Origin of the sequence: Pseudomonas sp. MPDS (assembly GCF_013283895.1) — a bacterium.
Lineage (GTDB): Bacteria > Pseudomonadota > Gammaproteobacteria > Pseudomonadales > Pseudomonadaceae > Aquipseudomonas > Aquipseudomonas rhizophila.
Window position 1 is genome coordinate 5,043,051 of sequence record NZ_CP054128.1, and the last position, 23,774, is coordinate 5,066,824.

The following is a 23,774-nucleotide window of genomic DNA, read 5'->3' on the forward strand; positions in this document are numbered from 1 at the left end:
CGCGGATGACGGGGGCTTCAGCGATTTATCTTGATCTCCGTGCGGCGGTTCATGGCCCGACCATCGGCGGTGCTGTTGTCCGCCACCGGCTGGCTCTCACCGGCCCCCTCCACCGAAACGAAGCTGGAACGGGGCACGCCGCTCTCAACCAGGTATTGCACCACCGCGTTGGCCCGTTGTTCAGACAGGCGCTGGTTATAGGCATCGCTGCCGACGCTGTCAGTGTGGCCGGTGACGCGCAGTTGCGCGGTGGACGTTTCCTGTTTGAGTCGGGTTGCAATCGTGCTCAGGACCTCCTTGTCTGCCGCCGTCAGCGTGGCCTTGTCGAATTCGAAATGCACGTCACGGATCACAATGGTTTCTTCCTGGACCACCACGACTTCTTCAACCATCGGCGCCGGTGCCGGTGGCGGGCAGCCGTCGGCATCGACTTGCACGCCCTTAGGCGTGCCCGGGCATTTGTCGCGGCTGTCCGGCACGCCATCGCCATCCTCATCGCCGTCGCCATGCACCCAGCAATAAGCCGCCGCCATGGTGCCGACAAACAATGCACCACCGCCGGCCCAGGAGGTGCTTTCGATGGCGCCCAATCCAGCGCCCGTCACACCGCCAACCGCCGCGCAGGTCGGCCAATCGGTTTTCTGCAAACCTGCGCAACCAGTCAACACACCGGTCAGCAGAACCAAGGGTAACGCTGTGCGAACTATGCTCATTGGGTTTTCTCCTTGAGGGATCGGCTTTGCGCCGATTCAGGGGAGTAAAGACCCGACTCCGCATCCGCGCCAGCATCACGCTATCGCGGTTTTTGCCCCCTATTTGCCGTAGATCGATACGTTTAAGCACAAACCGCTCTAGGCCATGGGGTCCGCGCAGGCTATCGTGGCGGCTCTGACAGAGGAACTTCGATGACCGTTGCCATTTCTTCCCGTACGCCCCAGCAAGCCCTGGCTGCCGTGCTGGACCGTTATGCCCCGAAAAAACTGCTGTTGATCGGGGCCAGCAGCTTCCCTGCCCTTGAGGCGTTCCAGCAAGCGCATCCTGATACTGAAGTGGTCCACGCCGCCCCTGGCGCCCTTGCGGCGGACGTGGCGGCGCGACGTTTTGACCTGGCCCTGGCGCTTGATTGCCTGGAGCATTTGCCCAAACGTGACGGTCTGAACCTGTTGGGTGGCATCCGCAATCTCAACGCCAGCCGTATCGCCGTGCTGGCGGACCTCAATGCCTGCGGCTGGCAAGAAACTGATTTCTTTTCCCTGGCCCTGCAGGCCAGTGAGCGATTCCAGCGCGAGGAGCAGGTGCTGACCCTGTTTACCTACGATCTGCTTGAATACAAACAAGTCCCTGACTGGCTCAACTCACGCTTTTGGGCCAACCCGGAAAACTTTGGAAAATACTGGTGGTAGCCGTGAACACAAGCATGCACACAACCATTTGCCCGTGCGGCAGTGGCAACCCATTGGACGCCTGCTGCGGCCATTACCACGATGGTCACCCGGCGCCCTGCGCCGAAGCCTTGATGCGTTCGCGTTATAGTGCCTACGTGCTGGGATTGGTGGACTATCTGGTAGCCACGACCTTGCCCGCCCAGCAGGACGGCCTGGATCGCCAATCCATCAGCGAGTGGAGCGCCAAAAGCACATGGCTCGGACTGGAGGTGGAAAGCAGCGAAGTATTCGGTGGCCAACCCGAACACGCCTTTGTCACCTTCACCGCGCGCTGGCACGACGGCCAGGGGGAACACAGCCACCGCGAACAGTCATCCTTCGTACAGAACGGCGCACGCTGGTACTTCATCGACCCGACAGTGCCAGTCAAGACCGGACGCAACGACACCTGCCCGTGCGGCAGTGGGCACAAATTCAAGAAGTGCTGCGCAGGCTACTTTAATCGCTGATATCGGAATCGTCCGACACTGCTGCGCTCGCCAGCAGGCTAGACTGGGATAAACCAGAGGCACGGACATGACCCTTTCATCACATCTGCTGCGCATCACCTGCCTGCTGCTGTTCATCGGGCTCGGCAGTTGTGCGTCCTGGCGAGGTGATGAGGCCCCTGAACCGCAGGTGCATCTGACCAAGGTCGAGGTGGTACGGGCGCGGCTGGTGGAGCAGAAGTTCATGCTGCACTTTCGTGTGGACAACCCCGACGACAGTGATTTGACCGTGCGCGGCATAACCTACCGCATTCATCTGGGCGACCTGTTGCTGACCGAAGGAGAGCACGAGCACTGGTTCACGGTGCGTCCCGGGCATAGCCGCTACTTCAGGGTTCCGATCCGCACCAACCTGTGGCCGCAAGTGCGCAAGCTGGTGAAAATGCTCGAAAAACCTCGCCAGCAGATCCCCTATCGCCTGGAAGGTGAGCTGGAAACCGGTTTATTCATCGCCCACTACGTGCACCTGAGGCGCAATGGCGTGATAATCGCCGCCGATTTTATTGCGGAGTAACCCCGATGACCCAGCAACCCCACGTCCATGGCCCTGACTGCAACCACGATCATGACCATCATCACGATCATGATCACGGACATGTCCATGGCCCGAACTGTGGCCACGCCCACCAGGAACCGGTGCGCAACACCCTGAAGGATGTCGGCCGCAACGACCCTTGCCCATGCGGCAATGGCAAGAAATTCAAGAAGTGCCACGGCGCTTGATGATCCGGGCGAAGATAATCTTCGCCTATTGAATCGTCCTCGCGAGCAGGCTCGCTCCCACAGGGGCCTGCGGCGAACACAAAATCTGGATTCACTACTGAGCCCTGTGGGAGCCTGCTCGCGATGGGGCGTTTGAGGCTAATCCATACCGGCTGGGGCAACCCCACACACTCGGTTTCAACCCGCCGCAAGAATCTGCTTCACGCTGACCACCGTCGCATACTCGCCATGCAAGTTGCCCAGCGACATGGCATGGACCTCGCCAGCCGAACGGGCATGGCCGAAATAGTCAGCCTTGTCGAAGGTAAAACACGCGTCTTCGGCCACCCAAGTGTCGAATCCCAGATTGCCGGCCGTACGCGCCGTGGACTCCACCGAGTTGTTCGTCGCCACGCCCACGATCACCAATTGCTCAATCCCCGCTTCCCGCAAGTCTGTCTCCAGGCGCGTGCCGCAGAACGCATCCGGCACCTGCTTTTGAACCAGCCTTTCCCCGGCTAACGGCTCGAACCGCTCCTGAACCTCCACGCCCGATTGCCCGGGCCAGAACACTGAGTCCGGCGAGCGGGACAGGTGGTGGACATGAATCACCGGCCGTGCCGATTGTCGCCAGAAATCGAGCAACTGGAGCATGCGCAGCTCCGCATCGGGGTTGTTGCGAGGGCCTAGCCTGGGGTGAAGGATGCCTTTTTGTTGATCGATAAGAATCAACGCTGCGTTTTTCTGTAACTCCATGCCGGTTTTCTCGTGTTCGGTCATTGAATTTTCCACACTTGAGCATCACCTCTTCCTACAGGCAAGCCTTTCGGCAATCAGGACGACCTCCCGCCGTCATGTGTTGTCCATCCATCACGCTGTCTTATCTGGAGCCCTCCATGATCGACCTGTATTACTGGACCACGCCCAACGGCCATAAAATCTCGTTGTTCCTTGAAGAAGCCGGCATGCCCTACAAGGTGCACCCGATCAACATCGGCCAGGCAGAGCAGTTCAAGCCCGATTTCCTGAAAATCGCCCCCAACAACCGCATTCCGGCGATCATCGACCACAAACCCGCCGATGGTGGCGAGCCGATTTCGCTGTTCGAGTCGGGCGCGATCCTGCTGTACCTGGCGGAAAAAACCGGCCAGTTCATTCCAGAGAATTTGCGCGGACGGCAAGAAGTGTTGCAGTGGCTGTTCTGGCAGATGGGCGGCCTGGGGCCGATGGCCGGGCAGAATCATCACTTCAGCCGGTTCGCCCCGGAAAAAATCCCCTACGCGATCAAACGCTATGTCGACGAAACCGCTCGTCTGTATGGTGTGCTGGATCGCCGTCTGGCGGACCGTGAATTCGTGGCGGGCAACGAGTACAGCATTGCCGACATGGCGATTTATCCCTGGACCGTTTCACACCAATGGCAAAGCCAGCGGTTGGAAGACTTCCCGAACGTGCAGCGCTGGTTCAATCGCATCAAGGAGCGCCCGGCCACTGCCAAGGCCTATGCCCTGGTGGACAAGGTCAACCCGCCCAAGCCCTGAGCCCTCCTGATACACCCAAAACCCTGCTGTGGGTAAGCCTCACAGCAGGCTTTCATCGCCAAATCAACAAATAACCCCTGCCCCCGCTTGCGCGCCCTCCTCCTGCTCACTAACGTAGCGCCTTTATCGGTGTCCCCCCCTCCCGCAGGAGCTTTGCCATGGCCTCGCCAGCCTCTATTTTTCCCTTCCCCCGGCTCGGCGTTGCCGCCGCAGTGGCCAGTGTGCTCGGTCTGAGCGGTTGCCAGACCTGGAACGCCCAGGACACGGTTCCTCCGACGTCCGGCGTGCAACCGCTCAAGGGGCTGGCGCAGAACGTCTCGGTTCGACGCAATGCCATGGGCATGCCACTGATCGAGAGCAACAATTTCCATGACGCCCTGTTCAGCCTCGGCTACGTCCATGCCAGCGACCGCATCAGCCAGATGGTGACCATGCGCCTGCTGGCTCAGGGTCGTCTGGCAGAAATGTCCGGCGCCGAACGACTGGACGTCGATCGCTACATGCGTGCGGTCAACCTGAAGAAAAGCGCCGACGAGCTGTACAAAGCCTCCTCGCCGCGGCTCAAACGCTTCTTCGAAGTCTATGCCCGCGGCGTCAACGCGTACCTGTTCCGCTATCGCGACAAGTTGCCACCGGACCTGGCCGCCAACGGCTACAAACCCGAATACTGGAAACCGCAAGATTCGGCGCTGATGTTTTGCCTGCTCAATTTCAGCCAATCGGCCAACCTGCCGGAAGAAATCGCCGCCTTGGTGCTGGCCCAGACGGTCACCCAGGACAAACTGGCCTGGCTGAGCCCCTCGTACCCGGATGAACAACTGCCGATGGCCGAGGCCGATAAGCTCCAGGGCCTGCGGCTCAGCGGTCAGGTCCCGGGCCTCAACGAAGTCAGCAAGGCCAGCGCTCAGTTGTCCGAACTGAATTTGCTGAATATTGCTTCCTCCAGCAACTGGGCCATCGCCCCGCATCGCAGCCGCAACGGCAAGAGCCTGCTGGCCAGCGACAGCCATGGCCCATTGAGCGTGCCGTCACTGTGGGTTCCCGTGCAGATTCGTGCGCCCAAGTATCAGGCCGCCGGGGTTTCCGTGGCGGGCATCCCGATGATTCTGGCGGGGTTCAACGGCAAAGTGGCCTGGAGCATGAGCAGCGTGTTGGGCGACAACCAGGACCTGTTCCTGGAAAAAATCCGACGCCAGGGCAATGGTCTGTCCTACGAGGTCAACGGCAAATGGCAGCCGGTGATGGTCCGCAACGAGACCTACTTCATCAAAGGCCAGCGGCCGATTCGCGAAGCGGTGTATGAGACCCGCCACGGCCCCCTGCTCAACAGCGTCCAGGGCTCGGCCATGGCCAACGGTCTTGGCCTGGCCTTGCAGACGCCGAGCTTTAGCGACGACAAAACCCTGGACGCGTTCTTTGACTTGTCCCGAGCGCAGAATGTCGAGAAAGCCTCCGATGCCAGCCGTGAAATCCGCGCCATCGCGGTGAACATGATCTTTGCCGACGCCAGCCACATTGGTTGGCAAGTTACCGGGCGCTATCCGAACCGCCGCGAAGGTGAAGGCCTGTTGCCATCGCCCGGTTGGGAAGGTCGCTACGATTGGGATGGCTACGCCGACCCGATGCTGCACCCCTACGATCAGGATCCGGCCCAGGGCTGGCTCGGCGCCGCCAACCAGCGAGTCATTCCCGACGGCTACGGCATGCAGTTGTCCAATTCCTGGGGCGCACCGGAGCGCGGCGAGCGTATGGCCGAGCTGGCCGGGGCCGGCAAGCACGACAGCCGCAGCCTGACTGCCATGCAATATGACCAGACCACGACCTTTGCCGCCAAGCTCAAGAAAGTCTTCGAAGCCCCGGGCATGGCCCAACCGCTCAAGCAGGCGATCGACGCGCTACCAGTGGCGGACCGGGCCAAGGCTCGCGAGGCCTATACCCGGCTAATGGCTTTCGATGGCCGGCTCAGCCCAGGCTCCGCCGACGCGGCGATTTATGAACTGTTTCTGCAGGAAAGCATGAAGCAGATCTTCCTCGACGAACTGGGTCCGGACAGCAGCCCGGCGTGGAAAGCGCTGCTCGCCAACGGTCAGTTGTCCTACTCGGCCCAGGCCGATCACTTGCTCGGTCGCGAAGACAGCCCGTTCTGGGATGACGTGCGCACACCGCAGAAGGAAGACAAATCCGTGATCCTGGCCCGCAGCCTGGCAGCGGCCATCACTGCTGGCGACAGCCAGTTGGGCGGTGACCACAAGGCTTGGCAGTGGGGCAAGCTGCATCGCTACGAATGGAAGAACAGCAGCGGCCAAATCGTCCGCGGCCCCCTGCCCGCCGGCGGCGATGCCTCCACGCTCAACAGCTCGGCATTCGCCTGGGGCGAGAATTTCAACACCACCCAGGCACCGGCCATGCGATTCATCGTCGACTTCGGCCAGCCCGAGCCGTTGATGATCCAGGGCGGCACCGGCCAGTCTGGCAACCCCGCCAGCCCGAACTACATCAACGGCATTGATCCGTGGATCAAGGGGAACTATCAGAACCTGCCATTGCAGCCGCAGAACTTTGAGCGGGCGTACGGCAAGGCGCGCTTGACCCTGGTGCCCGGTAAGTAGGCTGTCCTGTGTGGCGAGGGAATTTATCCCCGCTGGGCTAAACCCCCTCGCCACATTTGTCCGCCCTGCCACCTGATCCTGCCGCACCAAACCCGATAGAACTTCTCCTCCCGCCCCCGCCTCTACCAGACAAGCCCATCTTCCCGGTGAATGCATGGATCTTGTCATTGCCCGCCCAGAAGGACTGTACTGCCCGCCCGGAGATTTCTACATCGACCCCTGGCGTCCGGTGGAACGTTCGGTCATCACCCACGCCCACGGCGATCACGCCCGTGGTGGCAACCAACACTACTTGGCAGCGGCCCCCGGAGAAGGCATTTTGCGTTCGCGATTGGGCCAGGACATCAACCTGCAAACCCTGGCCTACGGCGAGCGCTTGCTGCACCACGGCGTGAGCTTGAGTTTTCATCCTGCCGGCCACGTGCTGGGTTCGGCCCAGGTGCGCCTGGAATATAAAGGCGAGGTCTGGGTGGCGTCCGGGGACTACAAGATCGAACCCGACGGCACCTGCGCGCCGTTCGAACCGGTGAAGTGTCATACGTTCATCACCGAATCCACCTTCGGCCTGCCGATCTATCGCTGGCAGCCTCAAGCGCAGGTCTTCGACGAAATCAATCAGTGGTGGCGCGGCAACATTGCCGTCGGCCGGGCCAGCGTGCTGTTCTGCTATTCCTTCGGCAAAGCCCAGCGGATTCTCCACGGAATTGACGCGAGCCTGGGTCCGATCCTGGCCCACGGTGCGGTAGAACCCCTGAACCGGGTCTATCGCGAGGCCGGGATCCGTTTGCCAGCGACGATCTATGCCGGCGACATCAAAAAGAACGACCCAATCATGAACCAGGCGCTGATCATCGCTCCCCCCTCTGCCGGTGGGAGCACCTGGATGCGCCGTTTCGGTGACTACAGCGACGCCTTCGCCAGCGGCTGGATGCGCCTGCGGGGCACCCGTCGGCGACGCGGCGTGGATCGCGGCTTTGTGCTGTCCGACCACGCCGATTGGCCCGGCTTGCTCTGGGCCATCGAACAGACCGGCGCCGAGCGGGTGATGGTCACCCACGGTTCAGTGGGCGTACTGGTGCGCCATTTGTGCGAGCAAGGCCTGGATGCCCAAGGCTTCAGCACCGAATACGGTGACGATGAAGAAGACTCAGGCAGCGCCACCGACGAGGACGCGTCATGAAAGCCTTCGCCCAGTTGTATGCCGAACTGGACGCCACCACCTCCAGCAATGCCAAGCTCGCCGCCATGCAGGATTACTTCACCAAGGCCCCGCCCCAGGACGCAGCGTGGGCCGTGTATTTCCTGTCTGGAGGGCGCCCGCGACAACTGGTACCGGTCAAGACCTTGAGGGAACTGGCGGTGCAGATATCCGGGTTGTCGCTGTGGCTGTTCGAAGAAAGCTATCAAGCCGTGGGTGATCTGGCTGAAACCATCTCACTGGTCCTGCCAGAATCACCTCAGCGTTCCGACGAAGGCCTGGCGCTGTGGATCGAAGAGAAACTCCTGCCGCTGCGCGGTGAATCGCCCGAGGTGCTGGCGGTGCGGTTGCCGGCGTTGTGGGCGCAACTCGACCGAGCCAGCCTGATGCTGTGCATCAAACTCATCACCGGCAGTTTCCGCGTGGGCGTGTCCAAGTTGCTGGTCACGCGCGCGCTGGCGGCCATGGCCGGGCTGGACAGCAAACGGGTCGCCCAGCGGCTGGTGGGGTATACCGACCTGTCCCATCGTCCGACCGCTGCAGGTTACCTCAAGCTCATCGCTGCCGAATCCGCTGATGAGCACGCCCAGCGCGGCGGCCAGCCTTATCCGTTTTTCCTGGCTCATGCGCTATCGCAAGCGGTGGAGCAATTCGACACGACGCTGGGACCGGCCAGTGACTGGCAGGTGGAATGGAAGTGGGACGGAATCCGCGCCCAGGTGGTCAAGCGCGATGGCCATTTGTGGGTCTGGTCCCGGGGCGAAGAGCTGGTCACCGAGCGCTTCCCCGAATTGCACAGCCTGGCGCAGGCGTTGCCCGACGGCACGGTGATCGACGGCGAAATCGTGGTATGGAAAGCCGCGCCGCCATCCACCGCGGATGCCTTCGATCCGGATACGCCGCTGGAACCGAGGGTGCAGCCCTTTGCCCTGCTGCAACAACGCATCGGCCGCAAAACCCTGGGCAAGAAAGTCCTCGAAGACGCCCCCGTGGTGGTGATGGCCTACGACCTGCTGGAATGGCAAGGCAAGGATTGGCGCAGTCGTGTGCAGACCGAGCGCCGCGAACAACTGCAGACCCTGATTACCCGCTGTCGCAGCGCGGTGCTGCTGCCCTCCCCGATCATCACCGGCAAGGATTGGTTCGACCTCGCCCGGCAGCGCGAAGCGTCCCGCAGCCTCGGCGTCGAAGGCATGATGCTCAAGGCCCGCGACTCGCTGTACGGCGTTGGCCGGACCAAGGACATGGGCGTGTGGTGGAAGTGGAAAATCGACCCATTCAGTGTCGACGCGGTACTGATCTATGCGCAACGCGGGCATGGCCGCCGCGCCAGCTTGTACAGCGACTACACCTTCGCCGTCTGGGACAACCCGCCGGGCAGCCGCGAACGCACACTGGTGCCGTTCGCCAAGGCGTATTCGGGGCTGACCGATGACCAAATGCGTCAGGTCGACAGCATCGTGCGCAAGACCACCGTGGAGAAGTTCGGCCCGGTGAGCAGCGTCACGCCGACCCTGGTTTTTGAGCTGGGCTTCGAGGGCATTGCATTATCCAAGCGCCACAAGAGCGGGATCGCTGTGCGCTTCCCGCGGATGCTGCGCTGGCGCCAGGACAAAAGCGTCGAGGAGGCTGACACGCTGGCGACGCTTCAGGATCTGTTGAAAGGTTGACCGTTCTCCTCCGAACAGGGCCAGCGTCGGCCCGTGTCATGACGCCCTCCACATCAAGGCGAAAATACTTTCACCCGGTACTTCAAAACGTATGCGTCCATCCCGGCACTGGACAGGGGCATCGCGCTGGCGGCTATCAGGACCGAAAAGGGCAAGGGATGGGCAAGCAGTGCCTGCGCCCTGCAGGCTGATCCGTTGCAGACGGTCGCCCTTGTTTACCCCCAGCACGCTGCGTTCGTTGCCGCGGGCCATCGCCAGGGCATCGACCTCGAACGCGCTGTTGTCCATACGCAGAACCTGATCGAGCCAGTGCGACTGGATGAATTGCTGCGCCAAGCCTACCGGTTTGAGCTCGAAGCGATCGGGTCCTGGCAGGCGGATCATGCCTTTGAGGTGGTGCGGATCGTCAGCGGCCTGAAACCAATTGAGCACGTCGAGCAAACCATCCTGGGCTGAGTTGATCGCAACCGAGGCCCACCAGAGCGATGCGAAGTGCGTCTCCTGTTCGTAGGGGCTCACGCTTGAGCCACTGGAGATATTGGTCTGGTCCAGCAACAACGCCTTGCGTGGCCGGCCATCGGCTTGCAGGCCGACGACTTCGGCGGCCCGGCGCACGGAGTCGCGGTAGACCCGCGTGGCCAGCAGGTCGCGAATCATCCACTCGTGCCAGGCCAAGGCATCGATTTGTGCTGCCGATTCGTCGAGCATCCGCCGAGCCCAGTCGATGCCACGGTGCTGGGCGCCTCGTCGCGTAAACGGTCCGTTGACGAAACGCGAGCTGGCGGGCATGGCGATGCGCACGCCGGCCTCCCGCGCCCCCGGGTAGTCGAGCACCTGACGATACATGGCGTCGAAGAAGTGCTTGTACGTCGCATAGTCGGGATAGTTGTAATTGGGTTCGTCGGCAAACGAGAGGTAGTGCGTGCCGCTACCCAGGGCTACGGTGGCCGCCAGCCAGGCGTTCAGGCCGGCGTTGCTCTGGCTGTTGGCCTTCAGGTCGGCCTTACGCCCAGTGGCGGCCAGCAAGGTGATGTTCGTATCAATGCCACCGCGTTCCAGATAAAAACGTCTGAAGGCATCTTCGTAATGGGGGTCAGCGGCCATGATGTCGACGGCGCTGTAAAAGCTGCCCGCACGGGGCTTGAGCGCGTCGAGCGCGCTGTAGCTTGCCGGCGGTGGAAGCAGGTAGGGCAAGGCCAAGCCCAAGCGCGGCGTAGGGCCCAGCATGTCGGGGTGCAGGGCCAGCTCGGTGCGGCCGCTGTCCTGTCGCAGCGGCTGCAGGTGCTGCGGGCGCTGGGCGAACAGGTTGGCGGTGCCGTCCAGCCAGAAGGCCGCTTTGCCTCTACCTTGCAGGCGCAAGCGCCAGTCTTGATCCCTATCGCTGACGGGTAAGGCAACCTGGTCGAACTTCGGGTACTCCTGGTAGGGCTTGAGCCTCAGTTCGACTGTTTTGCCATCGCCCAGGCGCTCGGCATTCAGAGCCCTGACGCCGCCGAAATACTTGCCCGCCAAGATCGCCTGCTCGCCACCGCGGACCTTGAAATACAACTCGACGTTGGCGGCGGCCTCGACGCTGAAGTGCACTTTCGTCGGCGCGAACAGGGCGACGGTCTTGTCGTCGTGCTCGAAGCGATAGCGCCTGAAGCTATAGCCCGGGACTTCGACGCGGTAACTGGCGGCGCTGGCGGGCAATGCCCAGTCTTGTTTGCCGCTCCCTTCGCTGGCGGGAATAAAACGCTCGTCGCGCAGTTGCCCCTGGCCGTCGAGCAAGTAGATGCGTTCTTCATTAGCGTCGGTTTGCCAGGCCGGCACCCAACTGACGCGCAAGGTGTCGTCGCGCCCTGCCTGCAAATAGAGGCTGCCGTCACGCACATCGCCCCAGCGCATTGGCGCGGCCTGGGCCAGGCTGCTGAACGCCAGCGTTAATAACACGGCGATGCGTTTCATAATGTCCTTTTCACCATCTAACTGAGGCGCGTTGGCGCTCTGCCATCATCGTTCTATACAGTAGTCGCTGTGTAACAGGCGTGAGAAAAATAGTGTGAATCGTCGATGAACGGTATTTGAAGATATGTATTCAGATGGCGTTTTATGCGTTTCTAAAAAAACTATTGATGCCCCGCCCACTAGCAGTTTTTCTGACGCCGTAATTGCGTCATCAGGGTATCTATCACAACAATAAAAAACCGACTTGCTCTTTTAAAGAGCAATGCTAACGTGACATCAGAGCCCACTATTTATTTAAGTGTCTTAAACCGTCCAGATCCTGCGCCAGGCCCTTCATGCAACAGTGACGGGGATACCATCATTCAGGGAGTGGGCAGCCGCCCTCCCAGGGTGCTGCCCCAATGACGTGGCGACCGGAGTGAAACCCAAGACGTGCCAATCGTACAAGCAAGGGAGCCTGACATGCGCGCAGAGCAGCGGTTTCATTCACTGGACAGTTTCAGGGGGTTGATGGCCATTTCAGTAATGCTCTATCACTTGCGCGTCAGCGGTAGTTTTACCGAATGGTTGTTATTCCGTCACGCTGAAGTATTTGTATCTTTCTTTTTTGTATTGAGTGGCTTTGTATTGACGCACGCCTATGGCAGCTCGGTAAAATTTAACTTTAGAAAGTTCTTCATTTCACGAACCTTCCGCTTGCTTCCCTTGCACCTCTTTATGTTGGGCGTCTTTATACTGTTAGAGTGCGGTCGATATTGGGCTGCGCAAAAAGGCATGGACTTCAACAATGCGCCATTCTCAGGAAAGTTCGCCCCTTCTGAAATCCTGCCGAATGCACTGCTGTTGCAATCCTGGACGCATTTGACTAACCCACTGTCATTCAACTATCCGTCCTGGAGCATCAGTATCGAGTATTACACCTACATGATCTTCGCCCTGATCGTGTGTATCGCTTTCGGCATCAGGACATGGATATGGGCGACGGTGATGCTCCTGGCCTTGGCGCTGATGTATGCCGGTAATACCTTCTTCACCATCGAGTCGCTGCGCGGCCTCGCTTACTTTTTCACTGGCTGTCTGGCTTACGCCGTGTACCTGAGGCTCCCCCAGCCCAGCCGGGCCCAGACTTGGTTATTGAGCACGCTTGAAGTGGCGGCAGTGACAGCGGCGCTGATTTTCGTAATCAACGATTTTGCAGGCAAGCAGTTGTGGGCCAGTCCGTTGTTCGGTGTCATCGTTGTGATATTCGCCTTTGATCATGGCGCCGTGTCGCGGCTGTTGGCGGGCCGTGGCTTCGGTTTTCTCGGCAAGTTGTCTTATTCCATCTACCTGACCCACGCGGCCGTTCTGTTTTGCGTAGTGTCGGCATTCATGGTGGCGAAGAAAATCGTTGGCGTTGACATTGCACCGGTGATCGACGGGACTCGCTACCTGGACCTCGGTAATGTACTGCTCAACAACCTCATCGCTTTGCTGGTAGCGGGATCGGTAGTCCTGGTGTCGATGTTCACCTACCGATATGTCGAAATGACCGGGCAATCCCTTGGCCGAGCGCTTAGCAACACCCCCTCGCACAGCGGTCCGGTATTGAGACCTGATACCGAGGCCTAAAAAAACAGCAGCGTCCGCGCCATCCTGGTGCATCTTTTAAAGCCTGCTCATCCCCGCGCACCATCACGTCCCGCTGGCTGCCGCCAAAGTTTTTAAAACGCTTGTTCGGCACTCTGGTTCGGAAATTGCTACCTTTATGCCGTCATACCGTTCTCGCCTTCACCGGTAACAATACTTACGCGCCACAAGCGCTCATATTGGTTTTAGGGATTGAATAATGAAAAAAGCACTGCTGACCCTTTCTGCACTGGCGTTGTGCATGGCCGCCGGCGTCGCCACGGCCAAGGAATACAAGGAACTGCGTTTTGGTGTCGACCCGTCCTATGCCCCGTTTGAATCCAAGGCCGCCGACGGTAGCCTGGTAGGTTTCGATATCGACCTGGGCAATGCAATCTGCGAAGAATTGAAGGTCAAGTGCCGCTGGGTCGAAAGCGATTTCGACGGCATGATCCCTGGCCTGAAGGCCAATAAGTTCGACGGCGTGATCTCGTCCATGACCGTGACCCCGGCCCGGGAAAAAGTCATCGACTTCTCCAATGAACTGTTCTCCGGCCCGACCTCGTATGTGTTCAAGAAGGGTTCCGGCCTGAGCGAAGATGTCGCGTCCCTCAAAGGCAAGACCGTCGGTTACGAGCAAGGCACCATCCAGGAAACCTATGCCAAAACCGTACTGGACAAGGCTGGGGTCAAGACCCAGGCCTACCAGAACCAGGACCAGGTTTATGCCGACCTGACCTCCGGCCGCCTCGATGCGTCGATCCAGGACATGCTGCAGGCCGAACTGGGCTTCTTGAAATCGCCAAAAGGTGGTGACTATGAAGTCAGCAAACCCGTGGACAGCGAACTGCTGCCTTCCAAGACCGCCATCGGTATCAAGAAAGGTAACAAAGAGCTGAAGGCTCTTTTGGATAAAGGTATCAAAGCGTTACACGAAGACGGCAAGTACGCCGAGATCCAGAAGAAACACTTTGGCGATCTGAATCTGTACAGCGGCAAATAATGCGCAGCGCCCATCCGGCCTCGGATGGGCGCTTTTTTTCTGCCAAAGGCCTCTTCCATGTTCGAACAACTCCTACAAAATCTGGGGCTCAGCGCCTTCAGCCTGCAGGGCTTCGGCCCGCTGCTGATGCAGGGCACCTGGATGACCATCAAGCTGGCGGTCCTGTCTTTGTTACTGAGCGTTTTGCTCGGCCTGCTGGGGGCCAGCGCCAAGCTGTCCAGCGTCAAACTGCTGCGTATCCCGGCCCAGCTCTACACCACGCTGATTCGTGGCGTGCCGGATCTGGTGCTGATGCTGCTGATCTTCTACAGCCTGCAAACCTGGCTGACCTCTTTTACCGACTTCATGGAATGGGAATACATCGAGATCAACCCATTCGGCGCCGGGGTCATCACCCTGGGCTTCATTTATGGCGCGTACTTCACCGAGACCTTTCGCGGGGCGATTCTCGCGGTGCCCCGGGGTCAGGTCGAAGCCGCCACGGCGTATGGCCTCAAGCGTGGCCAGCGTTTCCGGTTCGTGGTGTTTCCGCAAATGATGCGCTTTGCCCTGCCGGGCATCGGCAATAACTGGATGGTGATGCTCAAGGCCACCGCGCTGGTGTCGATCATCGGCCTGGCCGATTTGGTCAAGGCCGCCCAGGATGCCGGCAAAAGCACCTACCAACTGTTTTACTTCCTCGTGCTCGCGGCGCTGATCTATCTGCTGATCACCAGCGCGTCCAATGTCGTGCTGCGCTGGCTTGAACGCCGTTACGCCGCCGGTGCACGGGAGGCGGTGCGATGATCGAACTTCTTCAGGAATACTGGCGACCGTTCCTCTACAGCGACGGCAATCACATCACTGGCCTGGCCATGACGATGTGGCTGCTCAGCGCCTCGCTGCTGATCGGCTTCGTGATCTCAATCCCGCTGTCCATCGCCCGGGTCTCCCCCAAAGTCTACGTACGCTGGCCAGTGCAGTTCTACACGTACCTGTTCCGCGGCACGCCGCTCTACATACAGCTATTGATCTGCTACACCGGCATCTACAGCCTCGAAGCCGTGCGCGCCCAGCCCCTGCTCGACAGCTTCTTTCGCGATGCGATGAACTGCACGATCCTGGCCTTCGCCCTGAACACCTGCGCCTACACCACGGAAATCTTCGCCGGGGCGATTCGCAGCATGAACCATGGCGAAGTCGAAGCGGCCAAGGCTTATGGCTTGACGGGCTGGAAGCTGTACGCGTACGTGATCATGCCGTCGGCGTTGCGACGTTCGCTGCCGTACTACAGCAACGAAGTCATCCTGATGTTGCACTCGACGACCGTGGCGTTCACCGCTACCGTTCCAGACGTGCTCAAAGTCGCCCGGGACGCCAACTCGGCCACCTTCCTGACCTTCCAGTCGTTCGGTATCGCCGCGTTGATCTACCTGACCGTGACCTTTGCACTGGTGGGCCTTTTCCGCCTCGCCGAACGCCGCTGGCTGGCCTTTCTCGGGCCGACTCACTAGGGCTTCTGTTCCAGGACATACACGCAAATGCGCCACCAGATTCATGACCTGCTGGCCCCACTGCCGGGGACCGCACGCAAGATCCACAGTTTTCACTTCGGCCCGGAAGAAGCCGTCGGCAAAATCTACATCCAGTCGTCCCTGCACGCTGATGAGTTGCCCGGCATGCTGGTGGCCTGGCACCTCAAGCAGCGTCTGGCCGAGCTTGAGGCATCCGGTCACCTGCGGCACGAAATCGTGCTGGTGCCCGTGGCCAACCCCATCGGCCTGGAACAAGTGCTGATGGACGTGCCGCTGGGCCGCTACGAAATGGAGAGCGGGCAGAATTTCAACCGCCGGTTCGTCGACCTGAGCGAAGAGATCGGCAACCAGATCGAAGGCCAGCTCACGGATGATCCACAGCACAACCTGATGCTGATCCGCGAACACCTGCGCGACGCCCTCGCCCGCCAGACCGCCAGCACGCAATTGCAATCCCAGCGCCTGGTTCTGCAACGGCTGGCCTGCGACGCCGACATGGTGCTGGACCTGCATTGTGATTTCGAAGCGGTCGCTCATCTCTACACCACCCCCGAAGCCTGGCCCCAGGTCGAGCCGCTGGCCCGCTACATCGGCGCCGAAGCGAGCCTGCTGGCAACGGATTCGGGCGGTCAGTCGTTCGATGAATGCTTCACCCTGCTCTGGTGGCAACTCAAGGAGCGCTTCGGCGAACAATTCGAGATTCCCCTGGGCTGTTTTTCGGTCACCGTCGAACTGCGCGGCCAGGGCGACGTCACCCACGACCTGGCGAGTCTCGACTGCCAGGCCCTGATCGAATACCTGATCCGCTTCGGTGCCATTGACGGCGAACCGATGCCCTTGCCCGACCTGCCCTACCCGGCTACGCCGCTGGCCGGCGTGGAGCCGGTGGCGACACCGGTCGGCGGCCTGCTGGTCTACAGCGCCGTGCCCGGGGAGTACCTGGAGGCGGGGCAACTGGTGGCGCAAATCATCGACCCCATCAACGACACCGTCACCCCCGTTCATTGCTGCAATGCCGGGCTGCTGTACGCCCGCTCGCTGCGTCGCATGGCCACTGCCGGCATGGTGATCGCCCATGTCGCCGGCGCCGAAGCCTACCGCAGCGGCTACCTACTTTCGCCTTGAGGATGCATGCCCCATGTACAAACTGACCATCGAAGGCCTGCATAAGAGCTATGGCGAACATCAGGTGCTCAAAGGCGTTTCGCTCAAGGCCAGGACCGGCGACGTGATCAGCCTGATCGGCGCCAGCGGCTCGGGCAAAAGTACCTTTTTGCGCTGCATCAACTTTCTGGAACAACCTAACGACGGCGCAATGAGCCTGGACGGCCAGGCGATCCGCATGATCAACGACCGCCACGGCATGCGCGTGGCCGACGAAAAGGAACTGCAGCGCCTGCGCACCCGCCTGGCCATGGTTTTCCAGCACTTCAACCTGTGGAGCCACATGAGCGTACTGGAAAACATCACCATGGCGCCGCGCCGGGTGTTGGGCGTCAGTCAGCAGGAAGCCGAAGACCGTGCCCGTCGTTATCTCGACAAGGTCGGCCTGCCGGCGCGAGTGGCCGAGCAGTACCCGGCGTTCCTCTCCGGTGGTCAGCAACAGCGCGTGGCCATCGCCCGCGCCCTGGCGATGGAGCCGGAGGTGATGCTGTTCGACGAACCCACCTCGGCCCTTGACCCGGAGTTGGTGGGAGAAGTCTTGAAGGTGATTCAGGGCCTGGCCGAAGAAGGCCGGACCATGATCATGGTGACCCACGAAATGAGCTTCGCTCGCAAGGTGTCTGATCAGGTGCTGTTTCTGCACCAGGGCCTGGTGGAAGAAGAAGGCGCGCCGGAAGACGTGCTGGGCAATCCCAAAAGCGAGCGGCTCCAGCAGTTTCTCAGTGGCAACCTGAAATAAACCCGACAAACCTGAAAGACTGCTTCTGTGGCGAGGGAGCTTGCTCCCGCTGGGCTGCGAAGCAGCCCCCAGGCGCTGGATGACACGCTGCTGGGGACGCTGCGCGTCCAGCGGGAGCAAGCTCTCTCGCCACAAAAGCGCCCTCGCCACGATTTTCTTCATTAAACCTTTCATCCCTCACCGCGGTCACTGAAAGAGGACTTTCAGGGCGCACGCGGCGGGTATGGCGACATCCAACAACTACGCAAACCAGTGGTTCAGCGCCCGCGGCTGGAAGCCGTTCGCCTTTCAAAAACAAGTGTGGGCTGCCGTCAAACGCGGCGAATCCGGGCTGTTGCACGCCAACACCGGGGCCGGCAAGACCTACGCCGTGTGGTTCGCGGCGCTCAACCGGTTCGCCCGCTCGGCGCCACCGCCGGATAAACCCCGTAAACGCAAACCAGTGACCGAACCGCTGACGGTCCTGTGGATCACGCCGATGCGCGCGCTGGCCGCCGATACAGGCAAAGCCCTCGAGGCACCACTGGCAGAGCTGCAGATTCCATGGAGCGTCGGCCTGCGCACCGGCGACACCAGCGCCAGCGAACGCGCCCGCCAGGGTCGGCGTCTGCCCACCGCGCTGATCACCACGCCCGAAAGCCTGACCCTGATGCTCGCCCGTGCCGATGCGCAAACGGCTACCTCGACGCTGCGCATGGTCGTGGTGGATGAATGGCACGAGTTGCTCGGCAACAAACGGGGGGTGCAGTTGCAATTGGCATTGGCGCGCTTGCGGCGCTGGCATCCCCAACTCATCGTCTGGGGTGTGTCCGCCACCTTGGGTAACCAGGCCCACGCCGAACAGGTATTAATCCCGCAAGGCAATGGCATCAGCGTGCAGGGGGCCAACGGCAAGGCGCTACGGGTCGATACGCTGCTCCTCCCGGCCCTCGAACGTTTTCCGTGGGCCGGCCACATCGGCCTGAAGATGCTGCCCCAGGTCATTGCTGAAATAGACGCCAGCAGCAGTTGCCTGGTTTTCACCAACACCCGGGCGCAATCGGAAATCTGGTATCAGGCCATTCTCCAAGCCAGACCGGACTGGGCCGGGCTGATCGCGCTGCATCACAGTTCATTGTCCCGGGAAACTCGCGACTGGGTAGAGCAGGCCCTCAAGGAAGGGCAGCTCAAGGCGGTGGTCTGCACCTCCAGCCTGGATCTGGGGGTGGACTTCTTGCCAGTCGAACGGGTCCTGCAGATTGGCTCGGCCAAAGGCGTGGCGCGGCTGATGCAGCGCGCCGGGCGTTCTGGTCATGCGCCGGGGCGGACCTCGCGGGTCACGCTGGTGCCGACCCACAGCCTGGAGCTGATCGAAGCCGCCGCCGCCCAAGACGCCGTGGCTCAGCGGCGCATCGAACCCCGGGAATCGCCCCACAAGCCGCTGGATGTATTGGTCCAGCATCTGGTCAGCATGGCCCTGGGCGGCGGTTTCCTGCCTGACGAGCTGTTTGAGGAAGTGCGCGACGCCTGGGCCTATCGGGACCTCAACGAAGCCGAATGGGCCTGGGCCCTGGCCTTCGTGCGCCATGGTGGGCTGTCATTGACCGCCTATCCCGACTACCGGCGGGTCGAGCCGGACGAACACGGCGTGTGGCGAGTCCCCGATGGGCGACTGGCCCGACGACATCGCATGAGCATCGGCACCATCGTCAGCGATGCCAGCCTGCAATTGAAGTTCTGGAGCAAAGGCGGTGGCGGCAAGACCTTGGGCAGCGTGGAAGAAGGCTTCATCGCTCGCCTGCGGCCTGGAGATGGTTTTCTGTTTGCCGGACGCTTGCTGGAATTGGTCCGCGTCGAAGACATGACCGCCTACGTGCGACGCAGCCAGGCCAAAAAAGCCGCCGTGCCGCGCTGGAACGGCGGGCGGATGCCGCTTTCCAGCGAGCTGGCCGGCGCCGTCGTGGCCCGTCTGAGCGAGGCCGCCACGGGCCGCTTCGAGGGCCCGGAGATGAGCGCCGTGCAGCCCTTGTTATCGATCCAACAACGCTGGTCCGGTTTACCCACGCAAGAAACATTGTTGGCCGAGCGCCTCAAATCCCGCGAGGGCTGGCATTTGTTTCTGTATCCCTTTGCCGGGCGCCAGGTTCATCTGGGGTTGGCGAGCCTGCTGGCCTGGCGCGTCAGCCAACAACAGCCGGTGACGTTTTCCATCGCGGTGAACGATTACGGCCTGGAACTGCTCAGTGCCACGACACTGGACTGGACGCAGCACCTGGGGCCGGAACTCCTGAGCGTCGACAACCTGCTGGGCGATGTGCTGGCGAGCCTGAACGCCGGAGAGCTGGCGCTTCGACGCTTTCGCGAAATCGCCCGGATCGCCGGACTGGTATTTGCCGGCTATCCCGGCGCACCCAAAAGCACCCGCCAAGTCCAGGCGTCCAGCGGGTTGTACTTTCAGGTGTTCAAGCAATACGACACCGACAACCTCTTGCTGGCCCAGGCCGGGGAAGAGGTCCTGCGTGAAGAACTGGATATACGTCGACTGGAGCAGACCTTGGAACGCCTCAATACTTTGAAGCTCGACCTGCATGCCATTAAACGCCCCACCCCACTGGGGTTTCCCTTGCTGGTGGAGCGATTCAGGGAAAGCATGAGTTCGGAGAAGCTCGCCGATCGCATCCGGCGGATGGTCAGCGAACTGGAAACGACCGCTGATCGTGGTGACGCCTGATGCCGGCGCCCTATCCCGTCAGCCTGGCCGGCGAAGAACTCTGGCTATTGCCGGAAAAAGCCCTGTACTGGCCTGCCCAGCAAACCCTGATGGTCGCCGATGTGCATTTCGGCAAGGCCGCTGCTTATCGCAGCCTTGGCCAACCGGTGCCCCATGGTACGACGGCCAGCAACATCGCCGTGCTCGACGGGCTACTGGCGAGCCTGCCATGTCGCCAACTGATCTTCCTAGGCGACTTTCTCCACGGTCCAGGTTCCCATGCCCCAGGCACCTTGAAGGCCCTTTGTAGCTGGCGTGAACGACATCAGCACCTGGCCATGACGCTGATTCGCGGCAATCACGACAAACGTGCCGGCGACCCGCCGCCAGCGCTGAACATCCGGGTCGTGCCGGAGCCTTTGTTGCTCGGACCTTTCGCCGTACAACATGAGCCCAATCCGCATCCCTGCCGCCACGTCCTGGCGGGCCATGTCCATCCCGTCTACCACCTGAGCGGCAAAGGACGGCAACGGCTGCGCCTGGCCTGCTTCCGGCTCGCCAGCGACATCAGCCTGCTGCCCGCCTTTGGCGCATTCACAGGGGGTCATCGGGTCGAACAGGACAATGACTGCAGGATCTTTGTCATTGGGGATAACGAAATATGGCCCGTCAGTTGAAGCACACGTGCTTTCCACTGACGGGCCATTTTGCGATCAGGCAACAGGCGCAGGAGGCGGCTCATCCGGCAGGGTGGGTTCACCGGGTTCGCTGGGTTCGAGGGGCTGTTCGTTGGGGGTATCGGGATCAGGCTGGCCTGGAATACCGCCCGCCGCTTCGGCAGGGTGGGCCAGCAATGACCAAGCCATGACACCGATCTGATTGGGCTCAAGCTTTGCCAGTTCGGCACTGATTCGCGGATCGATCTTCATAGAGCAACTCCTGGGCGAAGGCCCGCTGCGCTGAGGCAAAAAAACGGGCAGTACACCCCATAGAGTGCCTGCCCGCCCAGGAATTCAAACTGTTCGTCAGAATCAGGTACGCGGCAGCGTTACGCCGCGCTGGCCCTGATATTTACCACCACGATCCTTGTAGGACACTTCACATTCCTCATCGGACTCAAGGAACAGCATCTGCGCCACACCCTCGTTGGCATAGATTTTTGCCGGCAAGGTCGTGGTGTTGGAGAACTCCAGGGTCACATGGCCTTCCCACTCAGGCTCCAGCGGCGTGACGTTGACGATGATGCCGCAGCGCGCGTACGTGCTTTTACCCAGGCAGATGGTCAGCACGTTGCGCGGGATACGGAAATACTCGACGGTGCGCGCCAGGGCAAATGAGTTCGGTGGAATGATGCAGACGTCGCTCTTGACGTCGACGAAGCTCTTCTCGTCGAAGTTCTTCGGGTCCACGGTCGCCGAGTTGATGTTGGTGAACACCTTGAACTCATCGGCGCAGCGCACATCGTAGCCGTAGCTGGAGACGCCGAAGGAAATCAGCCGATCGGCGCCTTCGCCACGCATCTGGCGCTCGACGAAAGGCTCGATCATGCCGTGCTCTTGCGCCATGCGGCGAATCCACTTGTCCGATTTGATGCTCATGGCGGTTTCCTGAAATAGCGAGGTGGAAAAAATACGTCCGGCATCTTACCGGGGCGCGAGGCCGGGTTCAAAGTGCGGGACGTAAATCTCGCCGATCCACCTTGATTTCCTGGTCCTGACGGCAATACCGCTGGCCGTCAGTCACCAAAACCGAGAAACCTTCGCAAAGACCATTGGCACATTCAGGAAAAAGGGTTAAGGTGACGTCACTGTGTTGCTTGTGTCACTGAGAATCTCTACACGATATGTTGAATTTCGATCCAACCATCTACAAGAATTTTTCCTGCTCTTTGCACTCAGTCTCGGCCAGGGTTCTTCCTGAGTCGCAGTTATCTTTGTTCAAGGAGTTACACCATGTCTAATCGCCAAACTGGTACCGTTAAGTGGTTCAACGATGAAAAAGGCTTCGGCTTCATCACTCCACAATCCGGTGACGACCTGTTTGTTCACTTCAAAGCAATCCAATCCGACGGCTTCAAAAGCCTGAAAGAAGGCCAACAGGTTTCTTTCATCGCTACCCGCGGTCAGAAAGGCATGCAAGCTGAAGAAGTTCAAGTTATCTAACTTGTCCTTGCTTTAGTAAAAAGCCCCGCCCTCAAAAGCGGGGCTTTTTTGTGCCTGTGTGTTTTTGCCCACGCACAAAAAAAATGTGGGAGCGAGCCTGCTCGCGATAGCGGCGTGTCAGTCAACGTTGATGTTGCTGATCCGCCGCTATCGCGAGCAGGCTCGCTCCCACACGGGTTGGTTGCTAGACCGGGATTACCAGGTCACGCCAAACCCGGCGGTGTAGCGCGTCTTGCTCAAGTCGCTGTCTTCGGTGCCCTCAATGACATCTTTCTCGGCCTTGAGGTTGAGCGAAGCCCAGTCGGTAACTTTGTAGCGCAGCCCCACCTCGGCGTCGTAGGCATATTCGGCAACACTGGACAGCGGCTTGCCGACTTCGCCATTGGTGAAAAATTCGACGCGCTTGCCAATCAGGTAGCGGTTGTAGTCCCACTTCATGGCGATGGAATAGAAGTTGTCGGTGCCACCGTCGCGGTATTCGTAATCGGTGCGGTTGAACAGCGAACCCAACGAGAAAGCACCCAGCTCGTCATCCCAGAACTGGTAGCCCGGACCGGTACCCACCACGCGCTGGCGAGCCAGCTCTTCGACTTTGTCGCGCTTGTAATTCAGGCGCCCTTGCCAGAACCATTTTTCCGTCAGGAAGCGGTCGAGGGAATACTCCAACCTCCAGTTGTCGGTGGAAACCACGTCATCCTGGAACTCACGGTTGTATTCGCCTTCGGCGGTATGCCGCCATCTGCCGTGGCGTGCCGAGGTCTTGAAATCGATGTCGTAGTCATCGGTATCGTTTTCCGCGCGCTGATAATCCAGTGCGGCGTCGATATTGCCCTTCCACACCAGATCCTCGACCACCGGTTTGGGTTTGAGGATTTGCTGGATACTGGCCAGCTCGACGGTTTTGGGTCCGTCGCCGTTGGCCAGGGTCACCTTGCCGTCCTCGGCAGCCTGCAGCGCCTTGGCTTTTTCGCCGGTGTAGGCATCCTGCTTGACCAGCAATTGCTGGTCGCTCTCAAGAGTCTTGACCTGTTTCCAGTCGATGGGAATCGCGCCGGCGTAATCGGTCTGGATCAGCAACTTGCCGCCATCGAAAACGGTGATCTTGCCGCTGAGCTTGTCGCCGTTCTTCAACCAAACGGTATCGGCAAGCAATGGCATGGAGGCGCTGGTGACAGCTAGGCATAGCAGGGTTCTAGACAACATAAGCGTATAAAGAGCTCAAGTTTGCGGTAAAAAGGCGGCATTATCCCCCGGGACGACACCTTAGCAAGGACTGACCGAAGTATTTGTAATGA

The 23,774-nt window shown here is 60.4% G+C and carries 23 protein-coding genes; 17 read left to right on the forward strand and 6 right to left on the reverse strand.

Annotated elements, in window-relative coordinates; translation table 11 throughout:
* Positions 1-17: 17 nt before the first annotated feature.
* Positions 18-713: an OmpA family protein gene (locus HQ912_RS22315; RefSeq protein WP_047228409.1), complete on the reverse strand. Its 696-nt coding sequence runs from the start codon at positions 711-713 to the stop codon at positions 18-20.
* A gap of 192 nt (positions 714-905) precedes the next feature.
* Here HQ912_RS22315 and HQ912_RS22320 point away from each other — a divergent pair, with 192 nt between their 5' ends.
* From HQ912_RS22320 to HQ912_RS22335, 4 genes are all read left to right on the forward strand, one after another.
* Positions 906-1,403 (forward strand): DUF6231 family protein, encoded by a 498-nt coding sequence (locus HQ912_RS22320; RefSeq protein ID WP_047228410.1) that lies wholly within the window; start codon positions 906-908, stop codon positions 1,401-1,403.
* Between the two features lie 14 nt (positions 1,404-1,417).
* Complete coding sequence (locus HQ912_RS22325) at positions 1,418-1,894, forward strand: YchJ family protein (protein ID WP_047228411.1); 477 nt, start codon at positions 1,418-1,420, stop codon at positions 1,892-1,894.
* 67 nt (positions 1,895-1,961) lie between these two features.
* Positions 1,962-2,447: an LEA type 2 family protein gene (locus HQ912_RS22330; protein ID WP_047228412.1), complete on the forward strand. Its 486-nt coding sequence runs from the start codon at positions 1,962-1,964 to the stop codon at positions 2,445-2,447.
* A gap of 5 nt (positions 2,448-2,452) precedes the next feature.
* Positions 2,453-2,656, forward strand: coding sequence for an SEC-C metal-binding domain-containing protein (locus tag HQ912_RS22335; RefSeq protein WP_047228413.1), 204 nt, complete (start codon positions 2,453-2,455; stop codon positions 2,654-2,656).
* A gap of 177 nt (positions 2,657-2,833) precedes the next feature.
* On the opposite strand, the gene HQ912_RS22340 is transcribed toward HQ912_RS22335, so the two are convergent.
* Positions 2,834-3,391, reverse strand: coding sequence for a cysteine hydrolase family protein (locus HQ912_RS22340; protein ID WP_076386731.1), 558 nt, complete (start codon positions 3,389-3,391; stop codon positions 2,834-2,836).
* A gap of 140 nt (positions 3,392-3,531) precedes the next feature.
* Between HQ912_RS22340 and HQ912_RS22345 the strand changes: the two genes are divergently transcribed.
* The 4 genes from HQ912_RS22345 (at position 3,532) to HQ912_RS22360 (ending at position 9,653) form a co-directional block, all read left to right on the forward strand.
* Complete coding sequence (locus HQ912_RS22345) at positions 3,532-4,176, forward strand: glutathione binding-like protein (RefSeq protein WP_047228414.1); 645 nt, start codon at positions 3,532-3,534, stop codon at positions 4,174-4,176.
* A gap of 158 nt (positions 4,177-4,334) precedes the next feature.
* Positions 4,335-6,785 carry a penicillin acylase family protein gene (locus tag HQ912_RS22350; RefSeq protein ID WP_173407317.1) on the forward strand — a complete coding sequence of 817 codons (2,451 nt, stop codon included), beginning with the start codon at positions 4,335-4,337 and terminating at the stop codon, positions 6,783-6,785.
* A 154-nt stretch (positions 6,786-6,939) separates the two neighbouring features.
* Positions 6,940-7,965: a ligase-associated DNA damage response exonuclease gene (locus HQ912_RS22355; protein ID WP_047228416.1), complete on the forward strand. Its 1,026-nt coding sequence runs from the start codon at positions 6,940-6,942 to the stop codon at positions 7,963-7,965.
* A complete protein-coding gene (locus HQ912_RS22360) occupies positions 7,962-9,653 on the forward strand; it encodes an ATP-dependent DNA ligase (protein ID WP_173407318.1) in 1,692 nt (563 codons plus the stop codon). Before HQ912_RS22355 ends, HQ912_RS22360 begins: the two co-directional genes overlap by 4 nt.
* A gap of 36 nt (positions 9,654-9,689) precedes the next feature.
* On the opposite strand, the gene HQ912_RS22365 is transcribed toward HQ912_RS22360, so the two are convergent.
* The gene (locus HQ912_RS22365; RefSeq protein WP_173407319.1) at positions 9,690-11,600 is read right to left on the reverse strand and encodes a hypothetical protein; all 1,911 of its coding nucleotides are present in this window, start codon (positions 11,598-11,600) and stop codon (positions 9,690-9,692) included.
* Positions 11,601-12,062: 462 nt separating this feature from the next.
* On the opposite strand from HQ912_RS22365, the gene HQ912_RS22370 reads away from it, so the two are divergent.
* The 8 genes from HQ912_RS22370 (at position 12,063) to pdeM (ending at position 20,994) form a co-directional block, all read left to right on the forward strand.
* Positions 12,063-13,211, forward strand: a complete 1,149-nt coding sequence (locus HQ912_RS22370) for an acyltransferase family protein (protein ID WP_173407320.1) — start codon at positions 12,063-12,065, stop codon at positions 13,209-13,211.
* A 217-nt stretch (positions 13,212-13,428) separates the two neighbouring features.
* Entirely contained in the window at positions 13,429-14,211 is a 783-nt protein-coding gene (locus tag HQ912_RS22375) for a transporter substrate-binding domain-containing protein (RefSeq protein ID WP_047228420.1), read from the forward strand.
* 57 nt (positions 14,212-14,268) lie between these two features.
* Positions 14,269-14,997 carry an ABC transporter permease gene (locus HQ912_RS22380; RefSeq protein WP_047228421.1) on the forward strand — a complete coding sequence of 243 codons (729 nt, stop codon included), beginning with the start codon at positions 14,269-14,271 and terminating at the stop codon, positions 14,995-14,997.
* On the forward strand, positions 14,994-15,704 hold the full coding sequence (locus HQ912_RS22385; protein ID WP_047228422.1) for an ABC transporter permease: 711 nt from the start codon (positions 14,994-14,996) through the stop codon (positions 15,702-15,704). Before HQ912_RS22380 ends, HQ912_RS22385 begins: the two co-directional genes overlap by 4 nt.
* A gap of 27 nt (positions 15,705-15,731) precedes the next feature.
* Positions 15,732-16,850, forward strand: coding sequence for a succinylglutamate desuccinylase/aspartoacylase family protein (locus tag HQ912_RS22390; RefSeq protein ID WP_173407321.1), 1,119 nt, complete (start codon positions 15,732-15,734; stop codon positions 16,848-16,850).
* A 13-nt stretch (positions 16,851-16,863) separates the two neighbouring features.
* Positions 16,864-17,628 carry an ABC transporter ATP-binding protein gene (locus HQ912_RS22395; RefSeq protein WP_047228424.1) on the forward strand — a complete coding sequence of 255 codons (765 nt, stop codon included), beginning with the start codon at positions 16,864-16,866 and terminating at the stop codon, positions 17,626-17,628.
* A 223-nt stretch (positions 17,629-17,851) separates the two neighbouring features.
* Complete coding sequence (locus HQ912_RS22400) at positions 17,852-20,338, forward strand: ligase-associated DNA damage response DEXH box helicase (RefSeq protein ID WP_173407322.1); 2,487 nt, start codon at positions 17,852-17,854, stop codon at positions 20,336-20,338.
* Complete coding sequence (gene pdeM / locus HQ912_RS22405; protein WP_107321600.1) at positions 20,338-20,994, forward strand: ligase-associated DNA damage response endonuclease PdeM; 657 nt, start codon at positions 20,338-20,340, stop codon at positions 20,992-20,994. Before HQ912_RS22400 ends, pdeM begins: the two co-directional genes overlap by 1 nt.
* A 36-nt stretch (positions 20,995-21,030) precedes the next feature.
* Here pdeM and HQ912_RS22410 read toward each other — a convergent pair whose 3' ends face one another.
* Positions 21,031-21,246 carry a hypothetical protein gene (locus tag HQ912_RS22410; RefSeq protein WP_047228427.1) on the reverse strand — a complete coding sequence of 72 codons (216 nt, stop codon included), beginning with the start codon at positions 21,244-21,246 and terminating at the stop codon, positions 21,031-21,033.
* A gap of 102 nt (positions 21,247-21,348) precedes the next feature.
* Positions 21,349-21,915, reverse strand: coding sequence for a dCTP deaminase (gene dcd / locus HQ912_RS22415; protein ID WP_003184751.1), 567 nt, complete (start codon positions 21,913-21,915; stop codon positions 21,349-21,351).
* A gap of 354 nt (positions 21,916-22,269) precedes the next feature.
* On the opposite strand from dcd, the gene HQ912_RS22420 reads away from it, so the two are divergent.
* A complete protein-coding gene (locus HQ912_RS22420) occupies positions 22,270-22,479 on the forward strand; it encodes a cold-shock protein (protein ID WP_002554837.1) in 210 nt (69 codons plus the stop codon).
* 195 nt (positions 22,480-22,674) lie between these two features.
* Here HQ912_RS22420 and HQ912_RS22425 read toward each other — a convergent pair whose 3' ends face one another.
* On the reverse strand, positions 22,675-23,682 hold the full coding sequence (locus HQ912_RS22425) for a DUF481 domain-containing protein (protein WP_047228428.1): 1,008 nt from the start codon (positions 23,680-23,682) through the stop codon (positions 22,675-22,677).
* Positions 23,683-23,774: the final 92 nt, after the last annotated feature.

Bases quoted from the DNA above. Each gene is read 5' to 3' on its own strand.
- HQ912_RS22370 (WP_173407320.1), top strand. From the start codon at position 12,063: ATGCGCGCAGAGCAGCGGTTTCATTCACTGGACAGTTTCAGGGGGTTG.
- HQ912_RS22410 (WP_047228427.1), bottom strand. From the start codon at position 21,246: ATGAAGATCGATCCGCGAATCAGTGCCGAACTGGCAAAGCTTGAGCCC.
- HQ912_RS22350 (WP_173407317.1), top strand. From the start codon at position 4,335: ATGGCCTCGCCAGCCTCTATTTTTCCCTTCCCCCGGCTCGGCGTTGCC.
- dcd (WP_003184751.1), bottom strand. From the start codon at position 21,915: ATGAGCATCAAATCGGACAAGTGGATTCGCCGCATGGCGCAAGAGCAC.
- HQ912_RS22375 (WP_047228420.1), top strand. From the start codon at position 13,429: ATGAAAAAAGCACTGCTGACCCTTTCTGCACTGGCGTTGTGCATGGCC.
- HQ912_RS22335 (WP_047228413.1), top strand. From the start codon at position 2,453: ATGACCCAGCAACCCCACGTCCATGGCCCTGACTGCAACCACGATCAT.
- HQ912_RS22360 (WP_173407318.1), top strand. From the start codon at position 7,962: ATGAAAGCCTTCGCCCAGTTGTATGCCGAACTGGACGCCACCACCTCC.
- HQ912_RS22340 (WP_076386731.1), bottom strand. From the start codon at position 3,391: ATGGAGTTACAGAAAAACGCAGCGTTGATTCTTATCGATCAACAAAAA.
- HQ912_RS22320 (WP_047228410.1), top strand. From the start codon at position 906: ATGACCGTTGCCATTTCTTCCCGTACGCCCCAGCAAGCCCTGGCTGCC.
- HQ912_RS22345 (WP_047228414.1), top strand. From the start codon at position 3,532: ATGATCGACCTGTATTACTGGACCACGCCCAACGGCCATAAAATCTCG.
- HQ912_RS22420 (WP_002554837.1), top strand. From the start codon at position 22,270: ATGTCTAATCGCCAAACTGGTACCGTTAAGTGGTTCAACGATGAAAAA.
- pdeM (WP_107321600.1), top strand. From the start codon at position 20,338: ATGCCGGCGCCCTATCCCGTCAGCCTGGCCGGCGAAGAACTCTGGCTA.
- HQ912_RS22400 (WP_173407322.1), top strand. From the start codon at position 17,852: ATGGCGACATCCAACAACTACGCAAACCAGTGGTTCAGCGCCCGCGGC.
- HQ912_RS22385 (WP_047228422.1), top strand. From the start codon at position 14,994: ATGATCGAACTTCTTCAGGAATACTGGCGACCGTTCCTCTACAGCGAC.
- HQ912_RS22390 (WP_173407321.1), top strand. From the start codon at position 15,732: ATGCGCCACCAGATTCATGACCTGCTGGCCCCACTGCCGGGGACCGCA.
- HQ912_RS22365 (WP_173407319.1), bottom strand. From the start codon at position 11,600: ATGAAACGCATCGCCGTGTTATTAACGCTGGCGTTCAGCAGCCTGGCC.
- HQ912_RS22330 (WP_047228412.1), top strand. From the start codon at position 1,962: ATGACCCTTTCATCACATCTGCTGCGCATCACCTGCCTGCTGCTGTTC.
- HQ912_RS22425 (WP_047228428.1), bottom strand. From the start codon at position 23,682: ATGTTGTCTAGAACCCTGCTATGCCTAGCTGTCACCAGCGCCTCCATG.
- HQ912_RS22395 (WP_047228424.1), top strand. From the start codon at position 16,864: ATGTACAAACTGACCATCGAAGGCCTGCATAAGAGCTATGGCGAACAT.
- HQ912_RS22315 (WP_047228409.1), bottom strand. From the start codon at position 713: ATGAGCATAGTTCGCACAGCGTTACCCTTGGTTCTGCTGACCGGTGTG.
- HQ912_RS22325 (WP_047228411.1), top strand. From the start codon at position 1,418: ATGCACACAACCATTTGCCCGTGCGGCAGTGGCAACCCATTGGACGCC.
- HQ912_RS22355 (WP_047228416.1), top strand. From the start codon at position 6,940: ATGGATCTTGTCATTGCCCGCCCAGAAGGACTGTACTGCCCGCCCGGA.
- HQ912_RS22380 (WP_047228421.1), top strand. From the start codon at position 14,269: ATGTTCGAACAACTCCTACAAAATCTGGGGCTCAGCGCCTTCAGCCTG.